Source organism: Burkholderia sp. AU39826, assembly GCF_020419965.1.
Lineage (GTDB): Bacteria > Pseudomonadota > Gammaproteobacteria > Burkholderiales > Burkholderiaceae > Burkholderia > Burkholderia semiarida.
Genome location: NZ_JAIZQG010000002.1, coordinates 842,606 through 860,375, shown reverse-complemented (window position 1 = coordinate 860,375; position 17,770 = coordinate 842,606). Strand labels below are relative to the sequence as shown.

Genomic DNA, 17,770 nt, shown 5'->3' with positions numbered 1-17,770 from the left:
GCATGTCATCGCCCGGCTCGACGATGAGGCTGTCGCAACCGGCGGGCGCGGCGCGCCGTCAGGCGCCGATCCACGGGAGTTTGCGGAAGCACCAGCCGTCGACCGTCTTGCGGTGGCCTTCGGCGTCCTTGGCGCCCTCGAAGCCTTCCAGCAGGTCGAAGGCCTTCGTGAAACCGGCCTGCGCGGACGCGACCGCGGCGAGCTTCGAGCGCGCGGCGCTGCGGCACAGGAACAGGATGGGCGTATCGGCCGGGAGGGCCGCCTTCAGTTCGTTGACGAATTCGGCGTTCGGCACGCCGCCCGGGTAGCGCGTCCATTCGACGTGCAGGTACTGGCCGTCGCCGACGAGCGGGCGGCCGACCCAGTCGAGCTCGGCGCGCGTGCGCACGTCGACGAGGCGCGCCGACGGGTCGAGCTGCAGCAGTTCGAACGCCTCGACCGGCAGCAGCGCGCCGGCGTAGTTGAGCGCGCCTTGTGCGCGGCGTTCGTCGGCCTTCGCGTAAAGCTGGTCGAGCGTACTCATGGCAGGGTCTCCGTATCGGTCAAACGAGCATTCTAGCGCGGCGGCGTCGCGCGGATGCCGGCGTGAGCGGTGGTGCAGGCACGGACCACGCGTTCACCAAAAAAGTGCAAAATGGCGCGAATGCACCAGGATGATTCGGCTTCGCCGCCGTATCCGCACGAGCGCACCATTGCGGTGCGTCCCGGCCAGCGCCAGTACGGCGGAGAGCCCTGCAATTGCGCAGGCGAGCCCCGCCACGGCGCGGGCTGGCGTGATCCGCGTCGGTTTTGCGATGGTTGGCACGGAAGCTGCTATATAGAATTCGGTCGAATCGGGGCGCGCTGCGCCAAAGCAAGACCCCGGTCAGCTCGATAAACGAGGCGGTTTCCCAGTCCGCCGGAATTGTTCAATCAGGAGAAGAGGTTATGAGTAAAACCGTCGCCGACGTCATGCAGCTCGTGAAGGACGAGGACGTCAAGTTTGTCGATTTCCGCTTCACGGATACGCGCGGCAAGGAGCAGCACGTGTCGGTGCCGGTTTCGGCGTTTGACGAAGACAAGTTCGAAAGCGGGCATGCATTCGACGGTTCGTCGATCGCGGGCTGGAAGGGCATCGAGGCGTCGGACATGCTGCTCATGCCGGATCCGAACGCAGCGTTCGTCGACCCGTTCTACGAAGAGTCGACTCTCGTGCTGACCTGCGACGTGGTCGAGCCGGCCGACGGCAAGGGCTACGAGCGCGATCCGCGTTCGCTCGCGAAGCGCGGCGAAGCGTACCTGAAGAGCACGGGCATCGGCGACACGGCCTACTTCGGTCCGGAACCGGAATTCTTCATTTTCGACTCGGTCCAGTGGAACACGGACATGTCGGGCTGCTTCGTGAAGATCAACTCGGAAGAAGCGCCGTGGTCGGCAGGCAAGGAATTCGAAGGCGGCAACACGGGCCACCGTCCGGGCACGAAGGGCGGCTACTTCCCGGTCGCGCCGGTCGACACGTTCCAGGACATGCGTTCGGAAATGTGCCTGCTGCTCGAACAGCTCGGCATCCCGGTCGAAGTGCACCACCACGAAGTGGCGGGCCAGGGCCAGAACGAAATCGGCACGAAGTTCTCGACGCTGGTTCAGCGCGCCGACTGGACGCAATGGTCGAAGTACATCATCCATAACGTCGCCCACTCGTACGGCAAGACGGCGACGTTCATGCCGAAGCCGGTCGTCGGCGACAACGGTTCGGGCATGCACGTTCACCAGTCGATCTGGAAGGACGGCCAGAACCTGTTCGCGGGCAACGGCTACGCCGGCCTGTCGGAACTGGCGCTGTTCTACATCGGCGGCATCATCAAGCACGCTCGTGCACTGAACGCGATCACGAACCCGACGACGAACTCGTACAAGCGTCTGGTCCCGCACTTCGAGGCACCGGTCAAGCTCGCGTACTCGGCGCGCAACCGTTCGGCATCGATCCGCATTCCGCACGTGTCGAACCCGAAGGGCCGCCGTATCGAAACGCGCTTCCCGGATCCGATGGCGAACCCGTACCTGTGCTTCACGGCGCTGATGATGGCCGGCCTCGACGGGATCCAGAACAAGATCCATCCGGGCGAAGCAGCGGACAAGAACCTGTACGACCTGCCGCCGGAAGAGGATGCAAAGATCCCGACCGTGTGCGCGGGCCTCGACCAGGCACTCGAAGCGCTCGACAAGGATCGCGAGTTCCTGACGCGCGGCGGCGTGTTCACGGACGGCATGATCGACGCGTACCTCGCGCTGAAGGAGCAGGAGCTGGCGAAGTTCCGCATGACGACGCACCCGATCGAGTTCGAGATGTACTACTCGCTCTAATCGGCGATGGCGCTTCGATTCAGCGCCGTCATGCCGGTTCGTTCCCGTCGCGCGGCTTGCGGCGGGAACGGCGGAGTCTGAAAGGGGACGGCGTCCGGCCGTCCCTTTTTTGTTCCGACGATTTTCATTTTCTGGCCCGGTGAGGCGCGACAAGCACGCAGATGGTTCTGAAGAATCTGATCAAGGCGAAAACGGGGCAGCCCGAACGACTGACGGACGACGAGCGGCTCGCGCGCTCGGGTCTGCTGGCGGGGCTCGAAGCACTGCCGACGGTCGTGATCGTGCTCGACCGCAAGACGCTGCGGGTCGCGTTCGCGAACCCGTCCGCGGAGGCGATGCTCGACATTTCGCGGCGGCAGCTCGCGCAGCGGCCGTGGGGCGAGATTTTCCCGAACGCGAACGAGCTCGCGTCGACGATCACCGCGATCGGCCAGGAACGCTTTCACGCGACGCACCTCGATACCGTGCTCGACCGGCCCGGCCGCGAACCGCTGCATGTGCATGCGATCGTCGGCTTCCTCGAGAACGCGCCCGATTTCGTGCTCGTCGAGCTGTTCGAGAACGAACGGCAGTCGCGCACCGACCGCGAAGAGCGCATCCACGACCTGACCGCGGTCAACAAGCAACTGATCCGCAACCTCGCGCACGAGATCAAGAACCCGCTCGGCGGCATTCGCGGCGCAGCCCAGCTGCTCGAATTCGAACTGGGCGAGCGCGAGCGCGGCGAATTGCGCGAATACACGCAGGTGATCATCAAGGAGTCCGACCGCCTGCAGACGCTCGTCGACCGGTTGCTGGAGCCGCACCGGCATCCGCATATCGTCGGCGACGTGAACATTCATGAAGTGTGCGAACGCGTGCGCGCGGTGATGCTCGCGGAATTCCCGCGCGGGCTCACGATCGAGCGCGACTACGACGTGAGCGTGCCGGACCTGCGCGGCGACAAGGAGCAGTTGATCCAGGCGCTGCTGAACATCGTGCGCAACGCCGCGCAGGCGCTGCGCGAACGAATCGCGCAGGGCGACGCGAAGATCGAGCTGCGCACGCGCATCGCGCGCAAGGTCACGATCGCCAAGCGCCTGTACCGGCTGGCACTGGACTTGCACGTGATCGACAACGGGCCCGGCATTCCGGAAGAGATCCGCGACCGGATCTTCTATCCGCTCGTGTCCGGGCGCGACGACGGCAGTGGCCTCGGCCTCACGCTCGCCCAGACGTTCGTGCAGCAGCACGACGGGATGATCGAGGTCGAAAGCCGGCCCGGCCGTACCGAATTTCAGATTCTGTTGCCGCTCGACCATTGAGCGGCGACATGCGATTCACCCATACCTGACCGACCTATGAAGCCGATCTGGATAGTAGACGACGACCAATCGATCCGCTGGGTGCTTGAGAAGGCACTCGCCCGGGACAGCTTCGCGACGAAGAGCTTCGCGAACGTGCGCGACGCGCTGGCCGCGCTCGACCACGAGACGCCGCAGGTGCTCGTGTCCGACATCCGGATGCCGGGCGGCTCGGGCCTCGAGTTGCTGCAGGCGATGCACGAGCGCCTGCCGGGCCTGCCCGTCATCATCATGACGGCGTTCTCCGATCTCGACAGCGCCGTCGCGGCGTTCCAGGGCGGCGCGTTCGAATACCTCGCGAAGCCGTTCGACGTCGACAAGGCCGTCGAGCTGATCCGCCGCGCGGTGGAAGAAAGCCTGCGCGGCGGCGCGCCGCAGGACGAGCGCGTGGCCGAGGCGCCCGAGATGCTCGGGCAGGCGCCCGCGATGCAGGACATGTTTCGCGCGATCGGCCGGCTGTCGCATTCGGCCGCGACCGTGCTGATCACCGGCGAGTCGGGCACCGGCAAGGAGCTCGTCGCGCGGGCGCTGCACCGTCACAGCCCGCGCGCGAACGGGCCGTTCATCGCGCTGAACACGGCGGCGATTCCGAAGGATCTGCTCGAATCCGAACTGTTCGGCCACGAGCGCGGCGCGTTCACCGGCGCGCAGACGACGCGGCAGGGCCGCTTCGAGCAGGCCGAGAACGGCACGCTGTTCCTCGACGAAATCGGCGACATGCCGTTCGACCTGCAGACGCGCCTGTTGCGCGTACTGTCGGACGGGCAGTTCTATCGGGTCGGTGGCCACAATCCGCTGCGCGCGAACGTGCGCGTGATCGCCGCGACGCACCAGAATCTCGAGTCGCGCGTGCGGCAGGGGCTGTTCCGCGAGGACCTTTACCACCGGCTCAACGTGATCCGGCTGCGCCTGCCGCCGCTGCGCGAACGCAGCGAGGACATCGCGCTGCTCACGCGCCACTTCCTGCAGAAAAGCGCGCGCGATCTCGGCGTCGAGCCCAAGCGCGTGTCCGACGACGCGCTCGCGTACCTGAGCTCGCTGCCGTTTCCCGGCAACGTGCGGCAGCTCGAGAACCTCGCGAACTGGCTGACCGTGATGGCGCCCGCGCAGACGGTCGAGATCAAGGATCTGCCGCCCGATCTCGTACCGGCCGGCGCGCCCGCTGCGCCGGCCGCCGCGACGGGCGACGGCACGGACGCGCTCGGCAGCGGCGGCCATGCGGCGGCCATGCCTGCCGCGGTTGGTGCCGCGCCGACGGCGGCCGCGCCCGTCGCCAGCGCGGCGAACGGCGGTGCGCCTGCCGGCTACCCGGTGTGGGAGCACGGGTTGCGCACCGAAGTCGCGCGGCTGTTGCGCGAGAACTCGGCCGACGTGATGGACGAACTCGCGCGCCGCTTCGAGGCGGCCGTGATCCGCGAGGCGCTCGACTTCACGCGCGGCCGCAAGGTCGAGGCCGCGGAGCGGCTCGGCATCGGCCGCAACACGATCACGCGCAAGATCCAGGAACTCCATCTGGAGCCCTGAGCTCGATTCGCGGCATGCGCGTGCCCGCGCATGCCGCGATCGGACATAATCGCGGTTTGCACGCAGTTTGCCATTCCGCCGATCCTCCATGTCCGATTCCTTCCGCTGGCCCGCCGGGGCCGACCCGTTCCGTTTCCTCGAAGCGCTCGACAGCAAGCGCGCCCGCACGTGGGTTGACGAGCAGAATGCGCGTACGCGCGCCGCGCTGCGCGACGACGATGCCTATCGCGCGCTGACCGCGCGTCTCGCGAAAGCGTATCTGCCGCGCGAACGCCCGGTGATTCCGACCCGCTGGCGCGACTGGGCGTACGACCTGTGGCAGGACGATCTCCACCCGAAGGGGCTGTGGCGCCGCACGCGCTGGGACGACTGGCGTGCCGGCCGTCCCGACTGGGAAACGCTGCTCGATATCGACGCGCTCGGCGCCGAAGAGGGCGAGTCGTGGGTGTTCGAGCAGGAGGCGATCCTGTATCCGGACGGCGATCGCGTGCTGCTGTCGCTGTCGCCGGGCGGCGCCGACGCGGTCGTCGTGCGCGAGTTCGATCTCGTCGAGCGCCGGTTCGTCGACGGCGGCTTCACGATCGACGAGCCGGGCCATCACACGGTCGGCTGGATCGATCGCGACACCGTCTACGTGAGCTGGGATCGCGGCGAAGCGCATGCGACCGCGGCCGGTTATCCGTATGAAGCGCGGCGCTGGGTGCGCGGCACCGCGCTCGCCGACGCGCCGGTCGTGTTCAAGGGCGAGCCGGACGACATCAGCGCGGGTGCGTGGTTCGATCCGATCGACCGCCGCCACATCGCGTGGCGCAGCGTCGATTTCTTCGATGCACACGCGTACCGGCTGACCGACGCGGGCGAATGGGCGCGCTACGACGTGCCGACGCACGTCGAGGTCGGGTTCTGGGAGGGCTGGCTCGTGCTGGAGCCGCGCCTCGACTGGGATTGCGATGGCGTGCGCCACGCGGGCGGCTCGCTGCTCGCGATCCGCGAGCAGGCGTTCCTCGCCGGCGCGCGCGACTTCACGACGCTGTTCGCGCCGCAGCCGACGACGTCCGCCTGTACGTGGACGCACACGCGCACCACGCTGATCGCGAGCTGGCTCGACGACGTGCACAACCGCACGATGCTGTGGCAGCCGCGGCAGCGCGACGACGGGTCGTGGACGTGGGATGCGCGGCCGTTCGAATGGCCGGGCGATGCGCAGATCGATGTCGAGCCCGTCGAAGCGACGCTGAACGACGAGGTGTACGTCGACGTCGATACGTATCTCGATCCGCCCGAATGCTGGCTGGCCGATCTGGCCGACCGCGCGGACGATGCGGGCGCGCGCCGCGTGCTGCTCGACCGGCCGCCGATGCAGTTCGATGCGTCCGGGCTCGTCGTGCGCCGCGCGAGCGCGCGTTCGCGGGACGGCACGGTGGTGCCGTACACGCTAATCGGGCCGCGCGATGCGCTCGACCCGACGGAGGGCATGGCGCGGGTCGCGCGGCCGTGCCTGTTGTCGGGCTACGGCGGCTTCGCGATCCCGAACCTGCCGGGTTACAGCGATGCGTTCGGCATCGGCTGGCTCGAACGCGGCGGCGTGATGGCGTTCGCGCACATCCGCGGCGGCGGCGAATTCGGGCCGCGCTGGCACGTCGACGCGCAGCGCGAACACCGGCAGCGTTCGTTCGACGATTTCATCGCGGTCGCCGAGGATCTGGCCGCGACGGGCGTGACGACCGCCGCGCAGCTCGGAATCGAGGGCGGCAGCAACGGCGGGTTGCTGGTCGCCGCGTGCATGATGCAGCGGCCGGAGCTGTTCGGTGCGGTGCTGTGCCGCGTGCCGTTGCTCGACATGCAGCGCTATCCGAAGCTGCACGCGGGCGCCGCGTGGCTCGACGAATACGGCGACCCGGACGATCCGCGCGAGGGCGCGGCGCTGGCCGCGTATTCGCCGTATCACCGTGTGCGCGAAGGTGTCGTGTATCCGCCGTTGTTGCTGACGACGTCGACGCGCGACGACCGCGTGCATCCCGCGCATGCGCGCAAGATGGCCGCGCGCATGCAGGCGCTCGGTCACGAACGGGTGTGGTACTGGGAGAACACCGACGGCGGCCACGGCACTGCGGACGATCTCGAACGCGCGCAAGCCGATGCAGCCGAATTCGGTTTCCTGTGGGCCCATCTCGGGCCGGCGCCCGCGCGGCGCTGATCGCGCGCGGGCGCGTGCGCGATCAGCCGACGATCGCGACGACGGGCGTGTGGTCGGACGGCTGTTCCCACGTGCGCGGCGTGCGATCGACTTCGCACGACGCGCAGGTCGCCGCGAGCGCCGGCGACAGCAGGATGTGGTCGATGCGCAGCCCTGCGTTGCGGCGGAACGCCATCATCCGGTAGTCCCACCACGTGAAGGTTTTCTCCGGCTGTTCGAAGCGGCGGAACGCATCGACGAAGCCGAGTTCGATCAACTGCTTGAAGTGCGCGCGCTCCTGCGGCGACACGAGATTCTGGCCTTCCCATTTCGCGGGATCGTGCACGTCGCGGTCTTCCGGCGCGATGTTGTAGTCGCCGAGCAGCGCGAGCTTCGGATAGCGTTGCAGCTCGGTGCGCAGCCACGCGTGCAGCGCGTCGAGCCATTGCATCTTGTAGACGAACTTGTCGGAGTCGAGCGCCTGGCCGTTCGGGAAGTACGCGGACACGATGCGCACGCCGTCGACCGTCGCGGCGATCACGCGCTGCTGCGGATCGTCGAAGCCGGGGATGTTGCGCACGACGTCCGATTCGTCGACGGCGAGCGTGTCGCGCACGAGGATCGCGACGCCGTTGTAGGTCTTCTGGCCAGCGAACCAGCTGCGGTAGCCGATCGCCTCGAGATCGGCGCGCGGGAATTTCTCGTCCGGCAGCTTCAGTTCCTGCAGGCACAGTACGTCGGCTCCGCTTTGCGCGAGCCAGTCGAGCACGTGCTGTTTGCGGACGTTGAGCGAGTTGACGTTCCAGGTGGCGATTTTCATGAACGGGAGAGTGCGTGCGGCGTGAATGCGAAGGCCGCCATCTTACCGCGAGCATGGGGTGCGAACGCGCGCGTCATGCGGTGCGTGCCTGGGCCGCGCATCGTCGCCCGGGCAGCGGAAGCAGAAACTGTGACAAAGGTATTGACGTGAGTACTTCCTCACCCTATAATTTACTTCTCTGACGCGGGGTGGAGCAGTCTGGCAGCTCGTCGGGCTCATAACCCGAAGGTCACAGGTTCAAATCCTGTCCCCGCAACCAAGCACACCAGACGATGTGCCGCGCAATCGACCGATGCGCACTTCGTCTACGAAAAACCCGGCTCCGCGCCGGGTTTTTTGTTTTCCGTGCCCGCTCGTTACGTCGGCGCGCCCGCGTGAAGCGAGTCGCGTGATTCGCGGGCCGGGCGCGCGGCGATGCGCACGCCGGGAGCGTGAATCCTGACGCACGGAACAATGCGGCGATGCTCTCGGGCGGCGATAGTCGATCCGCGCCGGCGCGCGTCATTCACCGCGCCGCCCACTCGACGGCAGCCTTTGCGTGCAGCGCGGTCGTATCGAAGACCGGCAGCGGCGAGTCGTCCGCGCCGATCAGCAGCGTGATTTCCGTGCAGCCGAGGATCACGGCTTGCGCGCCGCGCTTCGCCAGTGCGTCGATGATCGACACATACGTCGTGCGCGATTCCGCCGAAATGACGCCGTGGCACAGCTCGTCGTAGATGATCCGGTGCACGTCGTCGCGCCCGCGCTCGTCCGGCACGAGCACGTCGAGCCCGAACTTCTCGCGCAGCCGCGCCGCATAGAACGGCAACTCCATCGTATAGCGCGTGCCGAGCAGCGCGACGCGCTCGACGCCCGCGTCGCGCAGCGCGCTGCCGGTCGGATCGGCGATGTGCAGGAACGGCAGCGTCACCGCGGCTTCGATCGCGTCGTGCACGCGATGCATCGTATTGGTCGTCAGGACCACGAGATCGGCGCCGGCCGCTTCGAGCTGCCGGGCGGCGTCGGCCATCCGTTCGCCGAGCGCGGCCCAGTCGTGCGTGCGCTGCAGCGCTTCGATTTCGGCGAAGTCGACCGTGACCAGCACGCTCTTCGCGTTGTGATGCCCGCCGTGCAATGCCTTCGAGTGCCGGTTGATCATCCGGTAGTACTCGGCCGACGATTCCCAGCTCATGCCGCCGATCAGTCCGATCGTCTTCATCCGTTACCTTTGCGTTTCGTGTATCGCGGCAGACGAGTATAGGTGCCGCCGCCCGTGCCCGGCCGGTACGATCCGCACAAACCGGGCCGGTACGGCGCAGCCGGTGGCGGAGGGCCGGTGGCGGAGGGCCGCTGCCGGAGGGCCGCTGCCGGACGGCCGGTTGAGGCGACGGGCGAGGGGGCCGGCTCCGGACGGCCGGTTCGCGCAGCCGGCCCCTGACGTACGCGGCAGTTGAAACCGGCACTGTGTTTTTGTACAGTATCGGCACCGTGAACTCGACCACCATCCCGCCTGCCGATCCGCACGCACCGTCCGGCGACGCGCCGCCGCGCATGCGCAAGATCATTCATTGCGACTGCGACTGCTTCTACGCGTCGGTCGAGATGCGCGACGACCCGTCGCTGCGCAACCGGCCGCTCGCGGTCGGCGGCCGCCCCGACCAGCGCGGCGTGATCGCGACCTGCAACTACGAGGCGCGGCGCTACGGCGTGCATTCGGCGATGTCGTCGGCGCTGGCGATGCGCAAGTGTCCGGACCTGCTGATCCTGCCGTCCGCGATGGACAAGTATCGCGCGGCGTCGCGACAGATCATGGCGATCTATCGCGACTACACGCCCGACGTCGAGCCGCTGTCGCTCGACGAGGCGTACCTCGACGTCAGCGGGTCGTCGCGTTGCCAGGGCAGTGCGACGCTGATTGCGCGCGAGATCCGCGAACGGGTGCGCGACACGGTCGGCGTGACCGTGTCGGCGGGCGTCGCGCCGAACAAGTTCATCGCGAAGATCGCGTCCGACTGGAACAAGCCCGACGGGCTGTTCGTCGTGCGGCCGCCCGAGATCGACGCGTTCGTCGCGGCGCTGCCGGTGCGCAAGCTGCACGGCGTCGGCAAGGTGACGGCCACGCGGCTCGACCGGCTCGGCATCCAGACCTGCGCGCAATTGCGCGACTGGCCGCTGATCGATCTGCACCGCGAATTCGGCGCGTTCGGGCGGCGCCTGTACGAACTGTCGCGCGGGATCGACGAACGGCCCGTGCAGGCCGACCAGGAGCGCAAGTCGGTCAGTGTCGAGACGACCTACGTGACCGACCTGACGACGCTCGAGCAATGCGCGGACGAAATTCGCCGCCTCGTCGTGCAGCTCGACGCGCGGATCGAGCGCGCGGGCGCCGCGCGATCGATCCGCAAGCTGTACGTGAAGATCCGCTTCGCCGATTTCCAGCGCACGACGGTCGAGTGCGTGGCCGACGCGACGAATGCCGAGACGGCCGTCACGCTGCTCGCGAAGGGGTTGTTGCGGCGCGCGCAGCCGGTGCGGCTGCTCGGCGTTGGCGTGCGCATCGACGAGGACACGGCCGAGCGCCACGGGCAATTCCTGCTGTTCGACGACGAAACGGGCGACGACACGCCCGCGCCATGAAAAAAGGCACCGCCGAAGCGGTGCCTGTCGAGGCAGCCGGACGAACCCGGCAGCGCGCGCTCAGTGCGCGGACGCCGCCATCCCGTTGTGGCGCAGCAGCGCGTCGATCTGCGGCTCGCGGCCGCGGAACGCCTTGAACGATTCCATCGCGGGGCGGCTGCCGCCGACCTCGAGGATTTCGCGGCGATAGCGGGTGCCGGTTGCCGCATCGAGCACGCTGCCGCTGGCGGCGGCGGCTTCCTCGAACGCCGCATACGCATCGGCCGATAGCACCTCGGCCCACTTGTAGCTGTAGTAGCCGGCCGCATAGCCGCCCGCGAAGATATGGCTGAACGTGTTCGGCCAGCGCGAGAACGCCGCCTGCGGGATCACGTGATAGCGCTCGTTGATCTCGCGCGCGAACGCGGTCACGCCGGTGGCGCCGGCCGGGTCGAAATCGACGTGCAGCAGCATGTCGAACATCGAGAACACGATCTGGCGCAGCGTGCCGAGCCCGCTCTGGAAGTTCTTCGCGGCGATCATCTTGTCGAACAGCTCGCGCGGCAGCGCGGCGCCCGTATCGACGTGCGACGACATCGACGACAGCACGTCCCATTCCCAGCAGAAGTTTTCCATGAACTGCGACGGCAGTTCGACCGCATCCCATTCGACGCCGTTGATGCCCGACACGCCGAGCTCGTCGACGCGCGTGAGCATGTGGTGCAGCCCGTGACCGAATTCATGGAACAGCGTGATGACTTCGTCGTGCGTGAAGCACGCGGGCTTGCCGCCGACCGGCGCGGAGAAGTTGCAGGTCAGGTACGCGACGGGCGTCTGCACGTCGCTGCCGCGCTTCGCGCGCGAGCGCGCGTCGTCCATCCACGCGCCGCCGCGCTTGCCTTCGCGGGCGTACAGGTCGAGATAGAACTGCGCGACGAGCGAGCCGTCGCGGTTCTCGACGCGGAAGAAGCGTACGTCCTTGTGCCACACCGGCGCGTCGTCCGGCTTGATCTTCACGCCGAACAGCGTTTCGGTGACGGTGAACAGGCCCTTCAGCGCGGCCGGTTCCGGGAAGTACTGCTTGACCTCGTTTTCCGAGAACGCATAGCGTTGCTGGCGGAGCTTTTCGGCCGCGTACGCGACGTCCCACGGTGCGAGTTCGGCGAGGCCGAGCTCCTTCGCGGCGAACGTGCGCAGCTCGTCCCAGTCCTTCTCCGCGTGCGGGCGGGCGCGCGTCGCGAGATCCTCGAGGAACGCGATCACCTGCTGCGGCGATTCGGCCATCTTCGGCGCGAGCGACACTTCGGCGAAGTTGCGGTAGCCGAGCATCTGCGCCTCTTCGCGGCGCAGCTTGAGCGCGTCGGCGACGATCGCCGTGTTGTCCCATTCGGCCTTGCCGTCGCCGTATTGCGGCCCGAGTTCCGACGCGCGCGTCGCATACGCGCGATAGAGCGTCTCGCGCAGCGCGCGGTTGTTCGCGTACTGCAGCACCGGGAAATACGACGGGAAATGCAGCGTGAATTTCCAGCCTTCCTTGCCGTCCTTCTGCGCGGCCTCGCGGGCGGCCTCGATCGCATCGCCGGGCAGGCCGGCCAGTTCGGCTTCGTCCTTCGCGAAGTACGCGTACGCGTTGGTCGCGTCGAGCACGTGATCGGAGAACGCCTTCGACAGCGCGGCCTGTTGTTCCTGCAGCTCCGCGAAGCGCGGCTTCTGCTCCTCGGGCAGCTCGGCGCCCGACAGGCGGAAGTCGCGCAGCGCGTTGTCGAGAATCTTCTTGCGCTCGGTGGACAGCGTCGCGTATTCGGCGCTCGCGGCGATCGCCTTGTACTTTTCGTACAGCGCGAGATTCTGGCCGACGCTCGACCAGAACTCGGTCACGCGCGGCAGGTTTTCGCCGTAGGCAGCGCGCAGTTCGGGCGTGTCGGCGACCGCGTTCAGGTGGCCGACGATGCCCCATGCGCGGCCGAGCGGCTCCGTGGCCTGCTCGACCGTCTCGACGACGGCGGCCCAGGTCGCCGGCGTCTCGCTGGCGCTCGCGGCTTCGACTGCGCGGTTGGCGGCATCGAGCAGTGTATCGAGCGCGGGCGTCACGTGTTCCGGGCGAATCTCGCCGAAACGGGGCAGGCCGGAGAAGTCGAGGAGCGGATTGGTATGGGCGCTGGCGGACATAAGACTCCCTGTCTGTTGCCGGATGAACCGGGATGAAAAGGGTAACGGCGGCTGGGCGCGAGCGCGCCCGATACCGACATTATTGGGGCGCATCGCGTGCTTTCCAATCGTTAGTTTCTAATGACGCGATTGACGCAGGGTCGGATGCGCAGCGACGGGCGTGGCCGGGAACGGCATTCGGCGGCCGGCGGCCCGACGGTAGGCCGCCGCGGGCCGGGGCGGCGCAGGCGGGGCGAGCGCGGCTGGCGGGACACCGGCGCGCGCAAGCGCGCGCCGGCTGAGCGGGTAGTGCGTCAGGCCGCGGCGGCAGCCGCGCGTTCGGCGGATTCGATCGTGTTGATCAGCAGCATCGTGATGGTCATCGGGCCGACGCCGCCCGGTACCGGCGTGATGTAGCCGGCGACTTCCTTCACGCCCGCGAAATCGACGTCGCCGCACAGCTTGCCCGCGTCGTCACGGTTCATGCCGACGTCGATCACCGTCGCGCCCGGCTTGACCATGTCGGCGGTCAGGATGTTGCGCTTGCCGACCGCGGCGACCACGACGTCGGCCTGGCGCGTATGCGCGGCGAGGTCGCGCGTCTTGCTGTGGCAGATCGTCACGGTCGCGCCGGCGTCGAGCAGCATCATCGCCATCGGCTTGCCGACGATGTTCGAGCGGCCGATCACGACCGCGTTCGCGCCTTGCAGCGCGATGCCGTGCGCTTCGAACATCTTCATCACGCCGTACGGCGTGCACGGGCGGAACAGCGGCTTGCCGGTCATCAGCGCGCCCGCGTTCGCGACGTGAAAACCGTCGACGTCCTTTTCCGGCGCGATCGCCTCGATCACCTTGTGGCTGTCGATATGCGCGGGCAGCGGCAGCTGGACGAGGATGCCGTGGATCTTCGGATCGCGGTTCAGCTCGTCGATGCGCGCGAGCAGGTCGGCTTCCGACAGCGTGTCCGGGTAGGCATCCTTCTGCGAGAAGAAGCCGTTGTCCTCGCACGCCTTGATCTTGTTGCGCACGTAGACTTCGCTCGCCGGGTTGGCGCCGACGAGGATCACCGCGAGACCGGGCTGGTGGCCGCGTGCGGTCAGCGCGGCGGCGCGTTCGGCGGCCTGGGCGCGCAGGGTCTTCGAAAGGGCGTTGCCGTCGATGAGGAGGGCTGTCATGGTGGTGGGTTCTGCCGGGAAGTTGGGATGCGGGCGTACGGCGCCCGAAAGCGCCGTAGCAAAGCACGTAATTATACCGTTCGCCTGCTGCCGTCCGACAGCGAATCAACGGGAAGCGTCATGGCCGCGGCGCGCGCGCGCCGGGAAAAACGGCGCGCCGCCGCGCGAGTGGGCCGCATCGCGCGGGGCGGCAAGCGCCGGTTGCGGGCCGGGCGGCGCTGCCGCCGCGGCCCGGGAACACGCTCAGGCCTGTTTCTTCGACAGCGCGAGGCGCAGCAGGTCGGCCACCGTGTTGACGTTGAGCTTTTCCATGATGTTCGCGCGGTGCGCCTCGACCGTCTTGATGCTGATGCCGAGATCGTCGGCGATCTGCTTGTTCAGGCGGCCCGCGATGATCCGCTCGAGCACCTGCTGCTCGCGCGCGGTCAGCTTCGACAGGCGTTCGCTCGCGGCACGCTGCTCCTGCACGCTCTTGCTTTCGCTTCGGGCCTTGTCGAGCATCCGCTCGACGAGCTTGCGCAGCTCGGCTTCGTCGAACGGTTTCTCGATAAAGTCCATCGCACCCTTTTTCATCGTCGACACGGCCATCGGCACGTCGCCGTGACCGGTGACGAAGATGATCGGCAGCGCGGCGTTGTCGGCGATCAGGCGTTCCTGCAGCTCGAGGCCGCTCATGCCCGACATCCGCACGTCGAGGATCAGGCACGCGATCTGGCCGGCCTGCTGCGCCGGCTGGTACGCATCGAGGAACTGCTCGGCGCTCGAGAAGCATTGCACGCGATAGCCGTTCGCCTCCAGCAGCCAGCGCAGCGAGTCCCGTACGGCCTCGTCGTCGTCGACGACAAAGACGGTTTCCTGAGTGGTGGTGACAGGGCTATTCATAGTTCTCCCGTAACGGTATGTGATGCCGATGCCTCGCGCCCCCCTTGGCCGAGATCAGCGGGTTCCCCAATGGGCAGGCTGCAGTGGAACGTCGCGCCGGAAATGCGGCCATCCGGCTCGACGTTGTTGACCACCCACAGACGCCCCCGATGCGATTCGATGATCGAACGGCAGATGTTCAGCCCCATGCCCATGCCGTCGGACTTGGTGCTGTAAAACGGTTCGAACAGGCGCTCGGCGGTCGCTTCGTCGACGCCCGGGCCCTGGTCGATCACACGGATGTCGACGAAGCCCGCATCGATGTCGGCGACGACGCGGATCACGCCGTCCACCGACGCCGGCTTCACGTCGGCCATCGCCCGGCTGCGTTCTTCATCAGGTTCACCAGCACCTGCTCGATCAGCACGGGGTCGACATAAATAATAGGCATTCTTGCGAGGATTTCCGTGACGATCCGGATCCTGCGCTTTCTGGCCTCGATTTCGGCGAGCCCGACCGCGTCGGCGACGATGTCCGCGACCCGCGCCGGCTGGCGCTTCGGCTCGCTGCGCTTCACGAATTCGCGGATCCGCTTGACGATCATCCCGGCGCGCAGCGCCTGCTGCGCGGTCTTTTCCAGCGCGGGCTGCAGCGTCTCGGGCGTGCCGCGGCCGCTCTTCACGAGCGCGAGCGTGCCCGAGCAGTAGTTGTTGATCGCGGCGAGCGGCTGATTCAATTCGTGAGCAATCGACGACGCCATTTCACCCATCGTCATCAATCGGCTCGTGAACTGCAGCTTTTCTTCCTGCTGGTGCGCGAGCTCCTGCGCCTTCTTGCGGGTCGTGATGTCGGTCGCGATCTGCATCTGCGCGAGGTGGCCGTCCACCCACTGGATGTACTGGCGGCGCACCTCGAACCACTTCTGGATGCTCTCGACGTACACCTCCTGCGCGTCGGCGGTGCTGCTCGTCAGCGCGGCGGCCGGCAGGCCCGCGAACGCGTCGACCATGTCGATCGAGTCGGACGACGCCTGCGCGCGGTCGAAGCCGCCGCCCGACAGCTCCAGATGGCCGTCCGGGCGAATGCCGAACAGGTGGCGGTAGTAGCGGTTCGCGAACAGCAGCTCGGCTTCGTCGGCGGCGAGCACCGACACCGCGGCGTCGAGGCTTTCGAGCACCGTCGTGAAGCGCTCGTGCGCGGCGGCGAGTTCCTCCCGCGCGCGCTTCGGCTCGGTGATGTCGGTCATCGACGACATCCAGCCGGTCTGGCGGCCCGAGCTGTCGATCAGCGGCGATACGTACAGGCGCGCATGGAACAGCGTGCCGTTCTTGCGCCGCACGCGCAGCTCGAAGCCCGAGCTCGGCGCCTTGCCGCGCAGCGTCATGTCGAGCTGGCGCTGCATTTCCGGGTACGCGTCGCGCGGCCAGTACGGGAACGGCGCGACCTTGCCGACGAGATCGGTTTCGTCCCAGCCCGTCATCCGGCAGAACGCCGGGTTCACGTGCGTGATGCGGCCGTGCATGTCCAGCACGCGCATGCCGATCAGCACCGAGTTTTCCATCGCGCGGCGGAAGAACGCCTCCGCGTACAGCGCCTGCTGCGCCTCGAAGCGCTGGCGCGTGTGCTTCCACAGGCTCCAGAGGCTCCACAGCACGAAGCACGACAGGCCGGCGACGAGCCACACGAGCGTGTTGTTGGTGAGGTTCGTGAGCTGCGGGAACGCATACACACGCACCGTCAGCCCCTGGCCGGGCGGATCGAGCGGCAGGTCGTAGTGCGAGTCGCGCGGCAGGCGCGGGCGCGTCGACGTGGACGATAGCTCGCGGTTGTTCGAATCGGTGATCGAGATCTTGTACTTCGACGACAATTCCTGCGGGATGTCGTGCTTCAGGATCCCTTCGACCGAGAACACCGCGGCGATCGCGCCGAGATATTCGCGGTCGCCGCGCATCACGGGCGTCTGCAACGTGATGAAGCCGTTGCCGAAGTCGTCGTAGATCAGCGGCGAATAGGCCTGGCGGCGCGTGCTGCGCGCCTCGTCGTACGCGCCGCGCACGGCCTCCTGCATCTGCGCGTCGCCGGGCTTCGCGAGCCGCTGGCCGAGCAGCGGCGGATGCACGGTCGGCCAGCGCTGCACACCGGGCGCGGTGTACCAGTTCAGGTAGAGGATTTCCGGATGCGTCTGCATGACGTCCGCGACGGCCATCTGGAATGCGTTCTGGTCGAGCCGGCCGGATGCGAGGTCGCGCGACAGCGCCTGCAACTGTTCCTGCGCGCCCGTCATCGACAGGCGGATCTGCTGCTGGGCCCACGCGACGTTGCGAAAGAGGGTGTCTTCCTGCTGCTGCTGTTCGCGCCGGTTGAGGCTCCACAGGATGAGGCTCATCACGACGAGGAACACCAGGATCGACAGCAGCGGCGTCAGCAGATAGGAGTTGGACCACCACGGTCCGTGGTGCCAACGGGACGGCTGCGACTCCGCCGGCGGGCCCGGCGGTCGCGCCGAGCGTGCGAAAAGCCGATCGGTCAACATGGCAGGATTGTAGCGCAGCGCAATACATGGAAAACCGCTACCGGATATGTTGAACGGAAACGGTTTTGTTCCGACGAGACGGCCCGGGGAGCCCCGAAACAAGGGTGCAGCGCAGCAATATTCCGCATGGCGAGAAAAGATCTCACAATTCGAAAATTTTGTTGCGCAGGCCCGTCCACGCTCATTACAATCCGTCGGAGCTTGCCCGCAGCCGGTCGCGTCGCGTCGTCTGCACGAGAGCGATCCTCACAT

General features: G+C 67.4%; 11 protein-coding genes, 1 tRNA gene and 1 pseudogene. 6 read left to right on the top strand and 7 right to left on the bottom strand.

Features of this window, described 5'->3' with window-relative positions; all coding sequences use genetic code 11:
• Positions 1 to 58: 58 nt before the first annotated feature.
• The gene (locus LGM42_RS08765; protein ID WP_059583291.1) at positions 59 to 523 is read right to left on the bottom strand and encodes a rhodanese-like domain-containing protein; all 465 of its coding nucleotides are present in this window, start codon (positions 521 to 523) and stop codon (positions 59 to 61) included.
• A 404-nt stretch (positions 524 to 927) separates the two neighbouring features.
• Between LGM42_RS08765 and glnA the strand changes: the two genes are divergently transcribed.
• The 4 genes from glnA to LGM42_RS08745 all read left to right on the top strand — a co-directional run bounded on the left by glnA (position 928) and on the right by LGM42_RS08745 (position 7,407).
• On the top strand, positions 928 to 2,343 hold the full coding sequence (glnA, locus tag LGM42_RS08760) for a type I glutamate--ammonia ligase (RefSeq protein ID WP_059583292.1): 1,416 nt from the start codon (positions 928 to 930) through the stop codon (positions 2,341 to 2,343).
• Between the two features lie 161 nt (positions 2,344 to 2,504).
• Complete coding sequence (gene glnL / locus LGM42_RS08755) at positions 2,505 to 3,647, top strand: nitrogen regulation protein NR(II) (RefSeq protein ID WP_059583294.1); 1,143 nt, start codon at positions 2,505 to 2,507, stop codon at positions 3,645 to 3,647.
• Between the two features lie 36 nt (positions 3,648 to 3,683).
• The gene (ntrC, locus tag LGM42_RS08750) at positions 3,684 to 5,210 is read left to right on the top strand and encodes a nitrogen regulation protein NR(I) (RefSeq protein ID WP_226232003.1); all 1,527 of its coding nucleotides are present in this window, start codon (positions 3,684 to 3,686) and stop codon (positions 5,208 to 5,210) included.
• An 88-nt stretch (positions 5,211 to 5,298) separates the two neighbouring features.
• The gene (locus LGM42_RS08745; protein WP_226232002.1) at positions 5,299 to 7,407 is read left to right on the top strand and encodes a prolyl oligopeptidase family serine peptidase; all 2,109 of its coding nucleotides are present in this window, start codon (positions 5,299 to 5,301) and stop codon (positions 7,405 to 7,407) included.
• 22 nt (positions 7,408 to 7,429) lie between these two features.
• Here the strand turns inward: LGM42_RS08745 and xth are convergent, their stop codons facing one another.
• Positions 7,430 to 8,206: an exodeoxyribonuclease III gene (xth, locus tag LGM42_RS08740; protein ID WP_226232001.1), complete on the bottom strand. Its 777-nt coding sequence runs from the start codon at positions 8,204 to 8,206 to the stop codon at positions 7,430 to 7,432.
• 182 nt (positions 8,207 to 8,388) lie between these two features.
• Between xth and LGM42_RS08735 the strand changes: the two genes are divergently transcribed.
• Positions 8,389 to 8,465, top strand: a tRNA-Met gene (locus tag LGM42_RS08735).
• Between the two features lie 246 nt (positions 8,466 to 8,711).
• On the opposite strand, the gene LGM42_RS08730 is transcribed toward LGM42_RS08735, so the two are convergent.
• Entirely contained in the window at positions 8,712 to 9,404 is a 693-nt protein-coding gene (locus LGM42_RS08730; RefSeq protein ID WP_059583301.1) for an aspartate/glutamate racemase family protein, read from the bottom strand.
• A 245-nt stretch (positions 9,405 to 9,649) separates the two neighbouring features.
• Between LGM42_RS08730 and dinB the strand changes: the two genes are divergently transcribed.
• A complete protein-coding gene (gene dinB, locus LGM42_RS08725) occupies positions 9,650 to 10,822 on the top strand; it encodes a DNA polymerase IV (protein WP_226232000.1) in 1,173 nt (390 codons plus the stop codon).
• A 60-nt stretch (positions 10,823 to 10,882) separates the two neighbouring features.
• On the opposite strand, the gene LGM42_RS08720 is transcribed toward dinB, so the two are convergent.
• The 4 genes and pseudogenes from LGM42_RS08720 to fixL all read right to left on the bottom strand — a co-directional run bounded on the left by LGM42_RS08720 (position 10,883) and on the right by fixL (position 17,518).
• Positions 10,883 to 12,970 (bottom strand): M3 family metallopeptidase, encoded by a 2,088-nt coding sequence (locus LGM42_RS08720; RefSeq protein WP_226231999.1) that lies wholly within the window; start codon positions 12,968 to 12,970, stop codon positions 10,883 to 10,885.
• Positions 12,971 to 13,263: 293 nt separating this feature from the next.
• Positions 13,264 to 14,124 (bottom strand): bifunctional methylenetetrahydrofolate dehydrogenase/methenyltetrahydrofolate cyclohydrolase FolD, encoded by an 861-nt coding sequence (gene folD / locus LGM42_RS08715; RefSeq protein ID WP_059583307.1) that lies wholly within the window; start codon positions 14,122 to 14,124, stop codon positions 13,264 to 13,266.
• Positions 14,125 to 14,367: 243 nt separating this feature from the next.
• On the bottom strand, positions 14,368 to 15,006 hold the full coding sequence (gene fixJ, locus LGM42_RS08710; RefSeq protein ID WP_006493245.1) for an oxygen response regulator transcription factor FixJ: 639 nt from the start codon (positions 15,004 to 15,006) through the stop codon (positions 14,368 to 14,370).
• A pseudogene (gene fixL, locus LGM42_RS08705) lies at positions 15,003 to 17,518 on the bottom strand (oxygen sensor histidine kinase FixL). Before fixL ends, fixJ begins: the two are co-directional and overlap by 4 nt.
• Positions 17,519 to 17,770 lie beyond the last annotated feature (252 nt).

What these genes read in the sequence shown, in the direction of transcription:
- xth (WP_226232001.1), bottom strand. Translation starts at nt 8,206, where the DNA reads ATGAAAATCGCCACCTGGAACGTCAACTCGCTCAACGTCCGCAAACAG.
- LGM42_RS08720 (WP_226231999.1), bottom strand. Translation starts at nt 12,970, where the DNA reads ATGTCCGCCAGCGCCCATACCAATCCGCTCCTCGACTTCTCCGGCCTG.
- LGM42_RS08730 (WP_059583301.1), bottom strand. Translation starts at nt 9,404, where the DNA reads ATGAAGACGATCGGACTGATCGGCGGCATGAGCTGGGAATCGTCGGCC.
- ntrC (WP_226232003.1), top strand. Translation starts at nt 3,684, where the DNA reads ATGAAGCCGATCTGGATAGTAGACGACGACCAATCGATCCGCTGGGTG.
- folD (WP_059583307.1), bottom strand. Translation starts at nt 14,124, where the DNA reads ATGACAGCCCTCCTCATCGACGGCAACGCCCTTTCGAAGACCCTGCGC.
- LGM42_RS08765 (WP_059583291.1), bottom strand. Translation starts at nt 523, where the DNA reads ATGAGTACGCTCGACCAGCTTTACGCGAAGGCCGACGAACGCCGCGCA.
- fixJ (WP_006493245.1), bottom strand. Translation starts at nt 15,006, where the DNA reads ATGAATAGCCCTGTCACCACCACTCAGGAAACCGTCTTTGTCGTCGAC.
- LGM42_RS08745 (WP_226232002.1), top strand. Translation starts at nt 5,299, where the DNA reads ATGTCCGATTCCTTCCGCTGGCCCGCCGGGGCCGACCCGTTCCGTTTC.
- glnL (WP_059583294.1), top strand. Translation starts at nt 2,505, where the DNA reads ATGGTTCTGAAGAATCTGATCAAGGCGAAAACGGGGCAGCCCGAACGA.
- glnA (WP_059583292.1), top strand. Translation starts at nt 928, where the DNA reads ATGAGTAAAACCGTCGCCGACGTCATGCAGCTCGTGAAGGACGAGGAC.